Genomic DNA, 16321 nt, shown 5'->3' with positions numbered 1-16321 from the left:
GCTTTCCAGATTGTTACCTCCTCAGTCCTAGCCCGTTTCACAATCATGCTGCTCCGCCGCGACTTTCGAGCCGATTGGACCGGAGAAGCGGAAGAGTTCGAACACAGAACCTGATGTATTCTGGTTGTTCTCCGGAAGTACTTTTCCGATCGTCCACGGAAGGACGCGCGACCGTCCTCCTGATTTCATGCCCCCTCTGCCCTCGCTGTGACGCGTGACGATGGTGAGAGTCGGTTCTAATTCACAATGAGCACGCCGCGCGGAGGCGAGAATGGACTATTGAATATAATAATGGCGCAAGCTACTACCTTCTCTAGTGGGCAGACAATTCGCGCAAATTACGCCAAGGTTTGGAGCGACCACGCAGCGTGTACAGCCATGCTGTTCTGAGAGATCCCTCCAGTGCCTGCATAGAATTGTCCGACAGACTTCTTGCATAGATCGAAGAAGACGCAGCTCTTAGGCATGATAGGTTGCAGCGGCGATGTCCTTGCCGTCAGCCCACCTTGGGACGCCGAAGGACTCTTCACAGATAAAGGAAGCCGCCACCATTAGCCCCTGGCGCAGCCTATCGGCTCCGGTTCAATCATACTAACCTTGCATACTAACCTTGCATACTAAGCTTGCGCGCTTGCGTATTGATTTTATCAATAAATTTAAATGCGTTGAACGGGGGCATTCGTGAGCGGTGATATCCGTGAGCCATGCCAGTACGTCAATGCCCTCGCTTTCGTCGTTCATACGATCCGCTGAAACTATGCCCGGGTCGAACACCAGCCCCGACGCTCCGCTGGCATTACCTTCTCGGCAGATGGGCACACAAGTATCATCTGGGCGAAGCTGGCAGCGAAATGGCAACGCTGCCATTCGATGGTCACGCGCCCTCGGCCCTGCATTGAGAGAAGTGAAGGGGTTGTGCTAAGTCGCCGGCCCGCCGGTCGAGGTGCTGTCTGTCAGCATGCGCCAGGACGGAAGTAGCAAACCCCATGCCTCGCTGGCGCTGAGAGCGAATCGCTCCTGACGCCGGCGTTTGCTCGGCCGCCAGGGACAGGCTGTATCGGTAGACTTCTATATCCCTATTTCGAGGTGATGGGGATCCGGCGCTTGTACGTCCGAGGTGACGGGACGGAAGTGCGCTGGAGTCGGAACCGACAGTAGCGACCTGACGACCCGTTGAGCCACTTCGGCAAGTCGCGACTCATCAATACATCTCGTACCGAGAACCGCCCTACGCGACTACGGCGGCGGCCCGATGTACGCCCTGTGGCTCGACCGCTTCTTGGTTGCCGAGCAGAGAAGCCTCTGGCATCACGACATTCATCGCGTCTCGGCATTCTCAAGATCGATCGAGCTCCGGCGGCCACGTGATCGTACCGGGCCAGCCGGGGACCGAGTTCCGCTTCATCATCCGGAAGCCGCTCGACGGGTTTATCGGAACGGCAAGTTACAGCTGTGGCCAGAGCTCTCCACTTACCTCAGCGGCTGCGGGCGCGATATTCACTGACATCTCTGGGCGTGCCTCGAGTTGGTGCAATAAGCGGTATGGCATCTCGAACGGCGATGCGAGATGACGCCGGTGCCCTCCCCTGGCGCGGCCCCGGTTGACACGCTTCTTCCGAGTGCCTCATTCGCCAGCGCGAGTAATGCTAACCAGGTCGCCTAGTCTCAGGGACAATGCCTCCGGCTGCTGTTCACGCTCCCACAGATTCGGCTGCGGGCGTCCCTATCAGCCTCGACGCTCACGGAGTGAGATACAACCGTTGATCGGCGTATCCTTCATCCACCTGGACGTAACGGCCAAGAGCGCTTCCTGTATCTGCGCGCCATTTGATCCTTCAGGTTCGTCAATACGGGCGCACAGCGCGCCAACCCAGACCAAGATAGCCACAACTCAGGAGTACTACCACTCTTAGTAGGTTCGCCGGTACCGCTTCTCAGCTAACTGAGCGGATCCGGGAGACCTCTCTCGGGCAAGACACAGTTCCTGAAGAGCTGCTTGTTATAGGTCGACCTGTGAAAGCAATGCGCTCGTTCGGTCGAACCAGCGCTCGAGGAGACAACCATGGATGAAGCAATCAACCAGTCGCGCAAAATGGACGCTTCGGAAACCCTCGAGTCTAACGTTCGCTCGTACTCACGTTCGTTTCCTGCCATTTTCAGCCGTGCACGCGGCTCTATTATGCTAACTGAGGACGGCCGAAGGGTCATTGACTTCTTCTCTGGCGCTGGAGCGCTGAACTATGGCCACAACAACCATGCAATTAGGGAAGCTATCACGGAGTATCTAGCATCGGATGCCGTTGTCCATGGTCTCGATATGGCGACTCCTGCAAGGCTTGAGTTTATGCATACTTTCAAATCTGTCATACTTCGGGACCGCGGTCTGAAATATCGCTTCCAATTCACGGGGCCAACGGGTTCAAATGCCATTGAGGCAGCTTTAAAGCTCGCACGCAAAGTTACCAGGCGTCAAAACGTCATTGCATTTACAAACGGCTATCATGGGATGAGCTTAGGAGCGATCGCCGCAAGCGGTAATCGGTTTTATCGCGCTGGTAGTGGCACTTCCCTGTGCGGCACAACCTTCATGCCTTTTGATGGTTATTTTGGTCCAACTGTAGATACTGCCAACTACTTGCGAAAACTACTGGCAGACGAAAGTAGTGGCCTTGATCGTCCGGCAGCCATTCTCGTGGAAACCGTGCAAGGGGAAGGCGGAATAAATGTAGCTGGTGAGGAATGGTTGAAGTCAATTCAGGGGATTGCAAATGAAGTTGGCGCGCTGTTGGTGGTCGACGATATCCAGATGGGATGCGGTCGGACGGGGAACTTTTTTAGCTTCGAGTTTGCAGAATTGTCGCCCGACATTGTTGCGATGTCCAAGTCGTTAAGTGGGTATGGCCTCCCACTTTCAATGTTGCTGATCAAAGAGGAGTTTGATGCTTGGCAACCAGGTGAGCACACTGGGACCTTCCGAGGGAACAATGTCGCACTGGTGTCTGCTACCGCCGCTGTAAATGCTTATTGGCGCGACTCGACGTTTTCGCAGCAGGTACAGCAAATGGCGCAACTAATGCGAAAACGGCTCGAGGTCATCGCATCGAAGTATGGGAATAATTTTGTTGTCCGAGGCCGAGGCCTTGCTCTAGGCTTTGATTGTCAAGCGACCGAAATAGCTGCGGCTGCGACGCGCAAGGCCTTCGAGAAAGGGGTGATGCTCGAACGATGCGGGCCCGTGGATCAAGTCGTAAAGTTTTTGCCTGCGCTCACGATCGACCATGAGACGATGGATGAAGGCTTAGAGCTGTTTGAGAGAGCTTTGGCTGAAACACTGCACTAAGTGAAGATCACGTCGTTTGATCTGCTGCCGGTTTGATGGACATCGAGGTTAGGTGTTTCATGAAGCCGGAGGTGGGCGATGAAGAGACGGAAGTTCAGTCGCGAGTTCAGGATGGAGGCTGTCAAGCTGGTTAGGGAGCGTGGAGTGTCGGTAGCGCAGGCCGGGCGCGACCTGGATGTTCATGAGAACGTTCTGCGCAAATCGGTGAAGGAGTTCGGCTCCGATCCGGTGCAGGCTTTTCCCGGCCCACGGGCAGATGAAGCCGGAGCAGCAGGAGATCGAGCGGTTGCGCCGTGAGATCGCCAAGTTGAAGGCCAAGCGGGATATCCTAAAAAGCCACCACCGGCCGCAGCCCGCCTGTGCGCGGTAGAAACGGCCAGCACCGATGCTATCTTGTCGACCTGGAGGGTAGCGGCCGTCAGCTTATTGGTATCCATTCGGCGTAGGCCGCAGGGCCTACCGCTTGAGCAGTCCAGGGTTCTCTTTGTAGAACCTGATCAGCTCGATCAGGTTCTCGATTCCGAAGTCGGTGAACGCCTTGACGCCGTCTTCTCCAACACCATAGACCCAGATGACGCCGTCCTCGATCTCCATTTCGATCGAGATGTCGCGTAGCCAATCTTCGTCTTCGCCAAGGTCCTTCGCGACTTGGGTGATGGTGGTGACGTGATGGCCCTTGTTGACGTGAGTGGTCATGCGGCTCGAGCAGAGATCGCTGATGCCGGCGTCTAATTCCACGGCAGAAATTCGTCCAGCCGATGGGCCGGATGGGCGGCAATCCGGGCGAGGATATCCGTAAGCCACGCCTGCGGATCGATACCGTTCATTTTTGCCGTGACGATGAGGCTGTACATCGACGCAGCGCGCCGTCCACCGCGATCCGATCCGCAGAACAGCCAGGACTTCCGGCCAAGAGCGATGCCTCGCAGGCCCCGTTCGGCAGCATTGTTAAAGGGCATGATGCTGTCGACGCCTCGTTTCCGGGTTAGCTTACCAAGGCCGGGATAGAGGCGTCTGGAGCATGAAACGGTGGCAGGCCGTCCTGTCCATGAGCTGCGAGCTCGCGTTGTTACTTGGCCGCCCCCTACGACTTGCCCGGCTGCGCTGTGAGCGCGGATCCGTAGATGTCGTGCAAGCCCCACTGGCTCCGAAACAAAGGAGAACCAAGCATGAGAATCGTCGGCATGGACATCCATCGATCCTTCGCCCAGGTCGCTATTCTGGAGGACGGTGTGATAACCCGACAACTCCGCGTAGATCTTGTCCACGATAGACTTGTCGCGTTCGCCAAAACACTCAGCCGAGAGGATGAAGTGGTCATCGAGGTGACGGGCAACAGCGCGGCGGTCGAACGTCTTCTGCGCCCGCATGTTAAGCGCGTCGCGGTCGCCAACCCGAGGCTTGTTCGAGCGATCGCCTATGCGCGGATCAAAACGGATAAGATCGATGCTGAAACCCTGGCAAAGTTGCATGCTGCCGGTTTCTTGCCTGAGGTCTGGGTTGCCGACGAGGATACCTACGGCCGCCGGCGCCAGATAGCGGAGCGCGCTGGCGTCTTGGCGCAGATCGTCAGAATTAAGGGACGCATGAAGGCAATCCTACATGCCAATCTCATACCGCCCTACAAAGGCCACCTCTTCGGCAAGTCCGGGCAACGTTGGCTCGAGAGTCTGCCTCTTCCACCGGAAGAATATGCGATGCTCCAGCGTCTGATCGCGGAACTCGAACGCGTGACAAAACAGCTGTTGGAGATCGACAAAGTCGTGGCGCAAGAGGCTCTGGATGATCCACGGGCCCTCAAGCTGATGACGATTCCCGGCGTGAGTTCGGTCGTTGCTTCGACTGTGCTGGCTTCGATCGGCGACATCGCACGCTTCCCGTCACCGGATAAGCTAAGCAGCTACTTCGGTTTGACCCGTCGGATTCGACAATCGGGAGAGCACCCGGCAAGGCATGGTCGCATCTCGAAACAGGGTAATCGTGACGCCCGCAAGATGCTGGTTGAAGCGGCCTGGTCAGCCAAGACGGCGCCAGGGCCGCTGCGGGCCTTCTTCAACCGCATTCAGAGGAAGCATGGGCCTGGAGTCGCGGCCGTCGCAACGGCACGTAAGCTCGCAGTGATGATCTGGCACATCCTGACGACCGGGAAAGATTATGCTCACGCGCGCCCAGCGTTTACAGCGATGAAACTCCGGAAGGTGGCACTCAAGGCTGGAGCGCCCCGTGCCTATGGCAAGGCTGGCCCGGGTCGGGACTACTGGATCAAGGAACTCCGCGAGCGGGAAGCTGGCTACGTCGCACGCGTCGAGCAGGCGTACGAGCGGATGGTGGCGGCCTGGAAGGAGAAGCCAAAAAAGTTGTCATGAACTGACGGGAGAGCTTCTCAACACCATCCGTGGAGAGACATACGCGTCCATCTTCCCGGAACAGCGTGAAGCTCGCCTAACGCTTGAGGATGTAGTTGAACGCCTTGGCCAGGTCGTGACCACGAGACAGTTTGGCGAGCTGTTCGCGCATGTAGACCTGAAGGTCCTCGACCAGAGGCCGGCTCAGCGTCTGTCGCACTTCCAGACGCCCTTCCGGGCTTCTGCCATTGATGGAGCGTTCGATCTCGAACAGCGCATCTATCCGCTGCACGACCTCGATCGCGATCGGAGAGAGCGGGATTTCCTTTTTTCCGGCGCCCTTGCGCCGGGCATTCTCTTCAACGTCGGCCATGGCAAAGAACGGGCGCCGTGCGTGCGACCAGCAGGCGGCCTCCCGGATCGGTCCGGGCTGGAGCCCCGCCAGATAGAGCTGGTTGTACCCGTCATAGGCGTCGGCCTGCAGGATGCCGGCATACCGGGCCAGATGCGCCTGGGGATGCTCGCCCTTGCGGTCGCGTGAGTACTAGAGCATGGCTGCCGGTGGGCCCGCGCCCCCAAACGCTCGATCGTCCTGGATGTAGATCCAGCACCGGCCCGTATCGGTCTTTCCCTTGGCCAGCACCGGCACGGTCGGGAGAGTAGGCCGGAGGGATTTCACCTCCAGCCTGTCGCAGAACCGGGCGTGAGACTCTCGCCTCACCCGGCTCCCCATCAGGCGAGCTTGCCGCCATCGCCGAGTTACCAATGCACAAAGAGCCTGCGGTTCTCACGCGCGATCTTCTCCAGGAAGAGACGCGCGCGTCCCAAGCGGTGATGGAAGCGCTTGTTTTGCGCCGCTAGCGTGCTGGTGGGCGCGGACGATGGTGGAGTCAACGATCAGGTATTCAAAGTCCGGATCATCTGCGAGCGCTTCGAAGATACGCAGCCAGACCCCTTTGGCGCTCCAGCGGCTGAAGCGGCGGAAGACGCTGTTCAATTCGCCGAATGCTTCGGGCAGATCACGTCACGGCGAACCGGTTCGCACGACCCACAACACGCCCTCGACAAACATCCGGTTGTCACGGCCTGTCGAATCACGCTGATCCGGCCGACCGATGATCAGGCCAGAGATGCGGTCCCATTGCGTATCGCTCAGAACGAGCCGGTCCATGACACCCAAGACTTCCTCCCAAAAGAAAGCCTTGAATCATGTTTCCATCTGATTTGAGAATCCCAAGAGTCCACACTGCCTAAAGGGCGCCCACTCCTTGGCACTCTCGTCCCGTGGAGGAGCCGTCCACATGGGGTAATCGCGGGAGCGAGTCGCCCAATGGAAGCTGGTGGCTGTTCCCCGATAGGATGGAAGTACGGGCTCATGACTGGACGCCGGGCCCAAGCATCGAATGGAGAACAGCCATCGAAGAATATATTGGTCTCGACGTGTCGATGAAAGAGACGGCAGTCTCGATCCGCCGAGCAGGTGAACGGATCTGGCGCGGCAAGTGCGCATCTGATCCGAGTATCGTCGCCGAGCTCATCCGCAAGCGGGCGCCGGCCGTAAAGCGAGTGGTGTTCGAGACCGGACCGCTGTCGGTATGGTTTTATCATACTCTTCGCACCGATTGCCGGCGATCTGCATCGATGCGCGACATGCTAACGCGGCGCTTGACATGGCGGCGAACAAGACGGACGCGAATGACGCCGATGGTCTGGCGCAGCTCGCGGAAGTCAGGTTCTTTCGTGAGGTGCGCGTGAAGGGATTCGACAGTATGCTGACACGCACGCTTGTCGCGGCGCACACTCGGCTGGTCCGGATCACTACCGAGCTCTCCAATCAGATCCGCGGTGTCATGAAACCCTTCGGTCTGCTGGTTCCCGCCGGAAAGGGAAGCACCTTCGAGAAGAACGTCCGGAGCCTTCTTGCCAATCAGGACGGACTTGCATCGATCGTGCTTCCGATGCTGGAAGCCTGGCGTGGCATTCGCATCCGCGCCGCCGAACTCGGACGCCAGTTGGTCCGGGACGCGCGCCAGAGTGAGGCTTGCCGCATCCTTATGTCTATTCCCGGCATCGGTGCGATCACCGCAACCGCCTTCACAACAGCCATTGAGAGGCCGGACAACTTCAAGAAATCCCGATCTGTTGGCGCCTGGATCGGCCTGACAACGCGCCGCTACCAATCCGGAGAAGTCGATTATGACGGCCATATATCCCGACGTGGCGACCACCATTTGCGAGGGCTTCTGTACGAAGCGGCTGCGGTCATTCTGACGCGCAGCTCAACCGTAACCGGCATGAGGCCCCCACCTAGCCACCCCTCGGCTTGCGCGCGATACAGCCTGGCATGAGCTGATCGGTGGAGGTGGAACGATGGCAAATGCCATGCTTGATGCCAGGCAGGAAGATGACTCCTATCGTCGCGTCGAGGTGATCACTGGGGAGCGCCGACGGCGTCGGTGGACGGGCGAGGAGAAGGCCCGGATCGTGGCGGAGAGCTTTGGGGAGGGTGCGAACATCTCCGAGGTTGCGCGGCGCAATGGCGTTTCGCGCGGGCTGCTTACGGTGTGGCGACGCCAAGTTGCGGCGGCGGTGGTGGGCAAGGCGCCGAACTTCGTGCCAATCCAAATTGATGCCGAGAGCGGTAGCGGGACAGCCAGCGAGCCCGAGCGTATTTCGCGGCTACAGACGAAGCCTTTGGAGATCGCCGCGCCGCCGGCCAAGGTTTGCGGGGTTGTCGAGATCGAGGTGAACGGGGCGCGCATCCGGGTCGAGCCGGGCGTGGAGCTGGCGACGCTGTCGACCGTGCTGGCGGCGCTTCGGGGCGTCCGGTGATTGCGCTACGCTCTGACCTCAAGGTGGTGCTGGCGACACAGCCGGTCGATTTCCGCAAGTCGGTGCATACGCTGTCGGCACTGGTGAGCGAAGCGCTGCGTGCGAACCCGTATTGTGGCGACGTCTTCGTGTTCCGCAGCAAACGCATGGACAGAGTGAAGCTTCTGGCGTGGGACGGCAGCGGCATGGTGCTGGTGACGAAGTGGTTGCACCAAGGGCACTTCACCTGGCCGCCGATCCGCGACGGCGTGGTGCATCTAAGTGCGACGCAGCTCGCGATGCTGCTCGACGGACTCGAGTGGACGCGCGTCTCTCCCAAGCCTGTGAAGCAGCCGGCCGTTGTCGGCTGAGAGGAGAGGATTTCGCTGGAGCCTCTGGCGCGCGCATGTATCGTCTGGTCATGGCGATTCGTCCCGACGCTCTCCCGACCGATCCGTCAGCTCTGACCGAGATGGTGCTCGCGCTTGACGCCGAGAACGAGAAGCTGCGCGTAGCAATGCAGACGCTCAAGGAGATGATCTTCGGGAAGCGCTCGGAGCGGCTTGCGGTGCTCGTCGACGAACAGCTTGCGCTCGAGCTGGGCGATCTTGAGGCCGACGCGAGGCTGTGTGCGCCCGCCAACGACGATGTGGCTGTGGCGAAGCCATCCGGCAAACCGCGCAAGAAGGCGCGCCGCAACATCGGCGCGCTGCCCAAGCACCTGCGGCGCTGTGAGCAGGTGCTGGAGCCGGAGGCGACCGCCTGCCCGTGCTGCCAGGGCCAGCTCCACAAGATCGGCGAGGACGTCAGCGAGGTGCTGGACGTGATCCCGGCGATCCTGCGCGTGCTGCGGACGATCCGTCCCAAATACGCCTGCCGCGGCTGCACCGATGGCGTGGTCCAGGTGAAGGCGTTGCCACGCCTGATCGAGAGCGGCATGGCCTCGACCGCGCTCGTGACTCACGTGGTGGTCTCCAAGTTCGCCTGGTATTTGCCGCTGTACCGGCAGGTGCAGATTTTGGCCGGCCAGGGCATCCATCTTGACCGGTCGACGCTTGCCGGCTGGGTGAAGCGTGCGGCCTGGTGGCTCAAGAGCCTCTATGAGCTCCAGCTGCGCACAATTCAGGCCTCGCCGCGCGTGTTCTGCGACGAGACTCCGATGCCGGTGCTCGATCCCGGACGACATCGCACTCGCATCTGCCAGTTCTGGGCGCATGCCATGGATGACCGGCCATGGGGTGGCCCTTCGCCGCCGGCGGTCGCCTACGTGTTCGCCGACGGCCGCGGCACCGAGGAGATCGCCGGACAATTGACGGATTTTTCCGGCATTCTGCAGGTGGACGGTTATGCCGCCTACAAGGCGCTCGCCCGCGACCATGGCGGCGCGATCCAGCTCGCCTTTTGTCTCGCCCATGCCAGACGCAAATTCGTCGAGGTGTTCAAAATGACGCAGTCGCCGTTTGCGCGCGAGGTGATCGAACGCCTGCGGGCGGTCTATGCGATCGAAGCGGAGATCCGCGGCAACAGTGCGGAGCAGCGGCTGGCCACCCGCCGCACCAGGAGCGCAGCGTTGATGGCGGCGCTCAAGGCGCGACTGACCGAGATCGTGGGCCAGCTGTTCTCCCAGTCGAAGCTGGCAGAGGCGATCAACTATGCGCTCAATCACTGGGATGGCCTGACGCTGTTTCTCCGCGACGGCCGCGTCGAGGTCGATTCCAATACGGTCGAGCGTTCCATGCGCCCGATTGCCATGGGAAGACGCAACTCGTTGTTCAGCGGCAGCGAGGGCGGCGCCGAGAGCTGGGCGATCCTGGCGTCGCTCGTGAACACGGCAAAGCTCCATGAACTCGATCCGCAGGCCTATCTGACCGACGTGCTGGAGCGCATCGTCTCCGGGCGAACCAAGAGCCATCAACTGCACGAGCTGCTCGCCTGGCACTGGAAGGCGGCGCGCCAGCGCACCGCACAGGCCGCGGCGTGAGCCCGCGTCGCCATAAAGCATCGTCATCGATGGCCGCCGCCGCGATGCCACTTGCGGAACTCGAGCGATGGCTGCAGGCTCGCGTCGATCAGCATCCTGCCGCCACCAATCTCCCCATGCTCGACGGCTACGTCGCCGCAATCGTGGCCGGACCGGTGTCGATGAGCCCACTCGACTGGATCTGCCCGCTGCTCGCCATCGATGCCGATGCCTTCAACCACGGCGGCACCCCGGAGTTTGCAGCCATATCGGCCGTCGCGCTGCGCCACAACGACATCAGCAACACCCTCTCGACCGCACCCGACAGGTTCGCGCCGATGCACCGGCGCAAACCCAGTGGAGACGTCGATCCGCGACCATGGTGCCAAGGCTTCTATGCCGCGATGCGGCTCAAGCTATCGGCGTGGGCGCCGTTGCTGGACGCCAGCAACGTCAATCACGGCCTACTTCTGCCCATCCTGCTGCACTGTCGCGACGATCAGGGCCGTCCGCTGCTTGGACCACCACGAAGCGGCCGCGAGACCAAGAACTTTCTGCGTAACGCCCACGCCGATATTCCGGCGGCGGTCGAGGCCTTGCGGCAATACTGGATGCCGATCCGCTACGCCCGCGCTCGCTGATCACCGCGGACGTGGGAGCTCATACCGGTTACGCTCAACCGACAGCACTCTGCGCACGTGGGGTCTGCAGCTCCGGCAGAGGATCGGCTTCAAAAGAGCTGCCGTGGCCGTGGCGCGCAAAATGGCGGTGATAATGCATACGATGCCTAAAACCGGCGAGCTGTTTAATCCGAATGCCGGAGCTGCCGCATAAGTCCGGATAGCGTTCCGAACCTGAACGCCTAAGGCGTCCCTGCCGGGACGTGAGCCGAGCCATTCCGCTGATGCTGTTGCACTGCTGACTCAGCAAAGTGCGTCGTCCACATTGAAGGCTCGTCCCGCGAAGCTCCATCATGCGGCGGCTGATGCCGACCGCGAAGACAACCATGTACCCGGCAGTGTCTCCTCAGCGATTAGATCGCTTGACGCCCCGGCAGCGATTAGACACAGCATCATCTGCCGCAAATCCGATGGTAACGTCTTTACGGAGTTCTGGCGCTTAAGGCCCAGCCGCCACAGCCGCCTGATCGCTCCTTGTTGGTGAGGCGTCAGGCGCTCCATTTGCCTGGGGCTACGCGTGGCGTACCCGCAATGTCGAGAGGCACTCTGTCGTGCTGTTCCGCCTGTTCTTTTGTATTGTCATAGCGGCAGAATAGTTCCGATCCCCAAAGCACGCGCCTTTTGGATCGCCAATTCTGCCAACGCCAGGTCTGCGATCACGAAACCTTGGTACGCGAATAAGGCTCTGATTGGTGCATCGGGTCGCGACGAACCAGATGCAAGATGCACAAGGTCGTCTTGGAACCTTGCCGATTTGACGCGCTGTCCTGACGCGTCAACTGGCGATTTAGATTGCTCCAAGCTGTCCGTGACAAGTCTGTCGAAAGCGGAGAGCCCCTCGGATACCCAGCTCCTGGCTCCATCCACAGCCGCGGCGAACGACGAGGGCGGCATCAATCGAGCATCCAGAAACGGCGTCAATCCAGGCGAACTCGGGACCATGGAGACAACAATTTCGCTTTGACTCACCAGGGCATTTGGGTCCTCCGATATGATCGGCTCCAGACGCTTTTCAGACGCGGCGACCGCGACTCTTTCAGCAGAGCGGCCACTCCTGCTCAGTAAATGGATCTTGCGTAGAGATGGAAACGCATCGACAAACGCGTCAAGGTGGCTTAGCGCCTGTTGGCCACACCCGACGAAGCCAATGGTCACAGGCGCCTCAGGGGCGAGATAGACGGCCGCTAGCGCCGACGTCGCAGCTGTCCTTATCAGCGTTATGGAGTTCCCATCCATAACCGCGAGGGGTACCCCAGTCTTATAATCGCTGACGCAGACCAGGCCGTTAACTCTGGACGTTGTGCGATGGGCTTGGTCTGAAGCGACCGCGACCATTTTCACGGCTCCGATACCACCGGCTTCGGACACCGCGTTCATCGAGATAAACCAGGAGCCGGGACCAATGCTAATGGGTGATTTCGGTAGGCCGACGTTGCGGCCGAGCGAATTGTCACGAAAACCGGCAAGCACCGCCTCTCGCGCCTCGCGAGCCGTAATCTGTAATTCCTGCACATGGGCATTAGACAAATAGAGCAAGTCGGATGCCATTCGTTGGTCCTTTCATGTGAGGGCACTTGCCACTGCCGCTTTAAGCACAGACTGGGGCGCGGGGTGGCCAGAGGGATAGAGAGACCGTAGTGGAGCTAGTGCGCAGGCCATTGCTGGCGCAGGTCGCCACTTGGTTGCGGGTACATTGGGATGGCGCTGCGGCGCTCGGCCGGATGAACCGCCGCCGAGGCTGATCTTGAGAGTACACCATCCAATGCGAGTGCTCCATCAGAATGCCTCGCCTACTCTGCAAAAGCGAACTTTAAGTCGTTCAAATCCGAGGAGATCACCACACCGGTGATGGTTCGTGAGTCCCATCCGCTGGCGTTCATAGGCGAGATATCTGATTCCCCTACTGCGCGTGACCTGACGAGTCCATAAGCTTCAGTAGAATTGATCGTCCTTAACACTGCTCTGCAACGCACGCAGGAGAATGCTCTTTGGATGATTGCAGCCGCTCGCTCAACTGACTGAGTGGCGGTAAGCATGAGGAGGCTCATCATGTTCTCCTTAGTCCTACCCAAATCGGAATGGTATACATGTCTCGTCATCGTGCGTCGGGAGCGATGAACTTCCGACGTTACCTCAGTGCAGCAGACGTGGCTCTGATCAGCTACATGACTCGGAGCGGGCTGGATGAAGCGCTCGCGCTCGCCTCACGGCGGAATAGCTGGCGATGGCAAGACCCTCCCTGACATTCGGCCCTTATTCTTCTCGCCGGTTTCTGCCATGCTGCTATCCGTCCATTCTGCCATGCGTTTGAAGACCAAGATAGTTGGACATCCCGCTGCCTGCACCTACCTAAGCTGAGAGCTACCAATGCGCATGAGAATGTTAGGTGTGCAAAAGGACGATGAGATCAAGCCTGTCGAAAGCACGTATTTTGCCGTTGGATCCCCTCATCCATTCGAGCGATCGTGGCCGTGTTCGCTCGACGGCCGCCGTCTGCAATCGGAGCTTTACCTATTCCGAGGTCATCGCTCGGTGGCGATTTGACGGCACGCGAGCGCCGCCACGTCGCCCCGGTCGACCTCGGCGAGCGTCTGGTTCACAGCGGCGGGAGACGGTCCTAGCATGGGTGTTCGTGGCGACGCTCTGGCAATCGCGACGGATACATGTCCGTTCATTCCGGGCCATCAAGTAGGAGCACTGGTTTGCCGCCCTCAAGAGCGCATACATGACCTTTGGCGGCGCATGGAGGGGCAATTCATTTTCGACCGCGCGACTGCCGAATAAGGCGTTCATTGACGCACGCACGCGGAGTAGAAATCAAAATCGTCACGGCCTGTTCCGAGGTCGTTTCGGCGAAGGCATCGCACCCCGCGAGGTAAAACGCCTTGCGGTCTCGGAACCGTTGAAGTCCGCGGAGCTTGCCTGTCCGGATGCTTCACTCGGCGTCACCTCGCAGCGGCGCTTCGGCCAGTTCACGCACACACCTTATAACGAGAGCACGACGTTCAGAACAACATGTCCTGCCTGCTTCCATCTCTGTAGATCAGCGGATGATGTTGGTCACCGGGCTCCCATGTATGGTGCCGATCATGATCATCGCGGCGACGTCGACGGCGTTTTACGCGATGTCGTATGCGCTTCGTTGATGAACGCACGGGGGTTCCGATCTCGTCCACGCCTCGTGCGGCAACGCGCCATCTTACCGTTAATAGTCAGCTTGAACTGGTCTGCGGCCTCGCTCACTTCGCAGGCGCTGAATTTGGCTTGCGAGAGTGGCAGGTTTTACGTGAAATTCGATCGCGTGGCCGAATCACTCCAGCACTGGTTGTCGCATCGGTGTGCACCGAGCGGCTCAGCCCCTTCGGCTGGTCGGAATAATACGTCGTCCGTGAAGAGTGGCTAAGCGATTGAGCTAGAATCGCGTTTGTCGTTTTGGACTGTTTTGCGTTTGCAGGGCTTTGATGCTTCGGGCGTCGTAACCTTGCAATTTCATTTTCAGGATTCGGTCGATTCGCCAACCATGATTCCGTCGTCGCATCGGAGGTGGCGACGCGACCGAAGAAGCACACGACGACGGGATCGGGCGATCTGTTCCGGGCCAGGCGGGATAAATGATCCATATGAAGCACGAGCTGGTTCAGCTCGCCGGCAAGGTCGATTGGGAGGATCGACGGCGAGATCGCGCCGCTCTATAGCGAGAATGGTCGGCCCGGGATCGCGCCGCGCTTCATGATCGGGCTGTTGCTCAAGCACATTTACGGACTGTCCGATGAGGGGGTGTGCGAGCGCTGGGTCCAAGACCCATATTTCCAATACTTCACCGGCGAAGAGTTCTTCCAGCACGCATTCCCGCACGAGCGCTCGGACCTGAGCCACTGGCGCAAGCGGCTCGGCGACAAGCTGGAGCTGCTGCTGGCCGAGAACTTGCGGGTGGCACACGAGGCGCGTTACGCAGCCAGGAGCTCAAGCGGGTCACAGTCGATACCGCCGTGCAGCCGAAGGCGATCACCTTCCCGACCGATGCCAAGCTCTTACACGCGGCGATCAAGGGGATCAACCCGTCTGGCGAGGAAGCACGGGGTCAAGCCGCGGCAGTCCTATCTTCGCATTGCCAAAACCGCGACAATGATGGCGGGACGCTACGCCCATGCCAAGCAATTCAAGCGGCATCAGCGGCAGTTGCGCATCCTGCGTAGCCGACTGGGCCGGATCATCCGCGATATCCGCCGCAAGATCGAAGGTCAGGCTGTCTTGAGAACACGTTCGCCCTCCCTCTCAGCCGGGCCTCGCAGATCCGCTCGCAGCAGCAGCGCCAGCGAGGCTTCAAGCTTTATTCCTTCCACGCCCGGAGGTGGAGTGCATCGGCAAGGGCAAAGCAGCCGCGCCTTACGAGTTCGGCGTCAAAGCCTCCATCGTCACCAACAACCGCCGTTCTCCCGGTGGCCTGTTCGTGCTGCAACCCAGGGCGCTACCCGATAACCCGTACGACGGTCACACCTTGCGGACGTCATCGGCCGCACCGATGACACTCACCGGCTGCGCGATCGAGCGGGCCTAGGTCGACAAGAGATACCGCGGCCACGACGCACAAAATCCCCCCGACGAACCTTCATCTCCGGCCAGAAGCGCGGCGTCTCCGGTGTCATCGAGCGCGAGCTGCGCCGCTCCGCCATCGAACCATCATCGGACACCTGAAGGCCGATGGTCACCTCGGCCGCGGCTACCTCAAGGCCCGCGCCGGGCGATGCGGCTAACGTCATCCTCTCAGCCGTCGGCCACAACTTGTATGGGGTGTTTCCTGTCAAGAGCTCTTAGGCAATTCTTTTCCTTTGGGTGGGGCAGTCGTGTGACGTCAAGTTCAGCAAATTGATCGTTGGGGTCCCGACGAAGCCATCCCCTCGGAGCCGCCGTCGCTCGCTTGCCCCAAAGCGCAGCGCTGGCGAGCGATGGCGGCGGAGAGGGGGGCCCATCCCCCTTGGTGGGCCTGAGCATGGTCGGGCGGCAGGGCGTAACCACGAACTCTCCATGGCATGGCGATTGAGAGACATTCCGAGGGAGCTTGCAATATCCGGCGGGCCATCGCGCCGCGTACTTGTATGCGGTCGAACGCAATCTTCGACCATGATGCAGCAATGCGCATCGCAAGCGAAGCTCGGGCAGCGGGCCCATTCTTCCGCGAGGTCAT

8 protein-coding genes and 7 pseudogenes are annotated in these 16321 nt (G+C 60.0%); 10 read left to right on the top strand and 5 right to left on the bottom strand.

Annotated elements, in window-relative coordinates; translation table 11 throughout:
- Positions 1-2062: 2062 nt before the first annotated feature.
- Together ectB and MTX21_RS34280 are read left to right on the top strand one after the other, a co-directional pair.
- Positions 2063-3340, top strand: coding sequence for a diaminobutyrate--2-oxoglutarate transaminase (gene ectB / locus MTX21_RS34285; protein ID WP_280968917.1), 1278 nt, complete (start codon positions 2063-2065; stop codon positions 3338-3340).
- Between the two features lie 78 nt (positions 3341-3418).
- Positions 3419-3674, top strand: a pseudogene (locus MTX21_RS34280) (transposase); the annotation flags it as partial.
- Between the two features lie 122 nt (positions 3675-3796).
- Here MTX21_RS34280 and MTX21_RS34275 read toward each other — a convergent pair.
- Positions 3797-4036, bottom strand: coding sequence for a hypothetical protein (locus tag MTX21_RS34275; RefSeq protein ID WP_280970886.1), 240 nt, complete (start codon positions 4034-4036; stop codon positions 3797-3799).
- 32 nt (positions 4037-4068) lie between these two features.
- A pseudogene (locus tag MTX21_RS34270) lies at positions 4069-4290 on the bottom strand (transposase domain-containing protein); the annotation flags it as partial.
- Positions 4291-4524: 234 nt separating this feature from the next.
- Here MTX21_RS34270 and MTX21_RS34265 point away from each other — a divergent pair.
- The gene (locus tag MTX21_RS34265; RefSeq protein ID WP_280970885.1) at positions 4525-5706 is read left to right on the top strand and encodes an IS110 family transposase; all 1182 of its coding nucleotides are present in this window, start codon (positions 4525-4527) and stop codon (positions 5704-5706) included.
- Between the two features lie 79 nt (positions 5707-5785).
- Here MTX21_RS34265 and MTX21_RS34260 read toward each other — a convergent pair.
- Positions 5786-6337: pseudogene (locus MTX21_RS34260) on the bottom strand (transposase); the annotation flags it as partial.
- A 192-nt stretch (positions 6338-6529) separates the two neighbouring features.
- A pseudogene (locus MTX21_RS34255) lies at positions 6530-6865 on the bottom strand (IS5 family transposase); the annotation flags it as partial.
- A gap of 236 nt (positions 6866-7101) precedes the next feature.
- Here MTX21_RS34255 and MTX21_RS34250 point away from each other — a divergent pair.
- From MTX21_RS34250 to MTX21_RS34225, 6 genes and pseudogenes are all read left to right on the top strand, one after another.
- Positions 7102-7964: pseudogene (locus MTX21_RS34250) on the top strand (IS110 family transposase); the annotation flags it as partial.
- 91 nt (positions 7965-8055) lie between these two features.
- Entirely contained in the window at positions 8056-8517 is a 462-nt protein-coding gene (locus MTX21_RS34245) for a transposase (protein WP_280968746.1), read from the top strand.
- Positions 8514-8867, top strand: a complete 354-nt coding sequence (gene tnpB, locus MTX21_RS34240) for an IS66 family insertion sequence element accessory protein TnpB (protein ID WP_208089702.1) — start codon at positions 8514-8516, stop codon at positions 8865-8867. Before MTX21_RS34245 ends, tnpB begins: the two co-directional genes overlap by 4 nt.
- Before the next feature lie 50 nt (positions 8868-8917).
- Positions 8918-10477 (top strand): IS66 family transposase, encoded by a 1560-nt coding sequence (locus MTX21_RS34235; RefSeq protein ID WP_280970884.1) that lies wholly within the window; start codon positions 8918-8920, stop codon positions 10475-10477.
- 29 nt (positions 10478-10506) lie between these two features.
- A complete protein-coding gene (locus MTX21_RS34230; RefSeq protein ID WP_280968916.1) occupies positions 10507-11097 on the top strand; it encodes a UPF0149 family protein in 591 nt (196 codons plus the stop codon).
- Between the two features lie 43 nt (positions 11098-11140).
- Positions 11141-11290, top strand: a pseudogene (locus MTX21_RS34225) (IS110 family transposase); the annotation flags it as partial.
- 425 nt (positions 11291-11715) lie between these two features.
- Here the strand turns inward: MTX21_RS34225 and MTX21_RS34220 are convergent.
- The gene (locus tag MTX21_RS34220) at positions 11716-12684 is read right to left on the bottom strand and encodes an ornithine cyclodeaminase family protein (RefSeq protein ID WP_280968915.1); all 969 of its coding nucleotides are present in this window, start codon (positions 12682-12684) and stop codon (positions 11716-11718) included.
- Between the two features lie 1995 nt (positions 12685-14679).
- Between MTX21_RS34220 and MTX21_RS34215 the strand changes: the two are divergent.
- A pseudogene (locus tag MTX21_RS34215) lies at positions 14680-15918 on the top strand (IS5 family transposase); the annotation flags it as partial.
- Positions 15919-16321 lie beyond the last annotated feature (403 nt).

The organism is Bradyrhizobium sp. ISRA430, assembly GCF_029909975.1.
In the GTDB taxonomy this organism is placed as follows: domain Bacteria; phylum Pseudomonadota; class Alphaproteobacteria; order Rhizobiales; family Xanthobacteraceae; genus Bradyrhizobium.
The sequence above is the reverse complement of the archived record's forward strand: the minus strand, read 5'-3'. Positions and strand labels throughout refer to the sequence as shown.

Coding starts and splice junctions, on each gene's coding strand:
- ectB (WP_280968917.1), top strand. CDS start 2,063: ATGGATGAAGCAATCAACCAGTCGCGCAAAATGGACGCTTCGGAAACC.
- MTX21_RS34275 (WP_280970886.1), bottom strand. CDS start 4,036: ATGACCACTCACGTCAACAAGGGCCATCACGTCACCACCATCACCCAA.
- MTX21_RS34265 (WP_280970885.1), top strand. CDS start 4,525: ATGGACATCCATCGATCCTTCGCCCAGGTCGCTATTCTGGAGGACGGT.
- MTX21_RS34245 (WP_280968746.1), top strand. CDS start 8,056: ATGGCAAATGCCATGCTTGATGCCAGGCAGGAAGATGACTCCTATCGT.
- MTX21_RS34235 (WP_280970884.1), top strand. CDS start 8,918: ATGGCGATTCGTCCCGACGCTCTCCCGACCGATCCGTCAGCTCTGACC.
- MTX21_RS34230 (WP_280968916.1), top strand. CDS start 10,507: ATGGCCGCCGCCGCGATGCCACTTGCGGAACTCGAGCGATGGCTGCAG.
- MTX21_RS34220 (WP_280968915.1), bottom strand. CDS start 12,684: ATGGCATCCGACTTGCTCTATTTGTCTAATGCCCATGTGCAGGAATTA.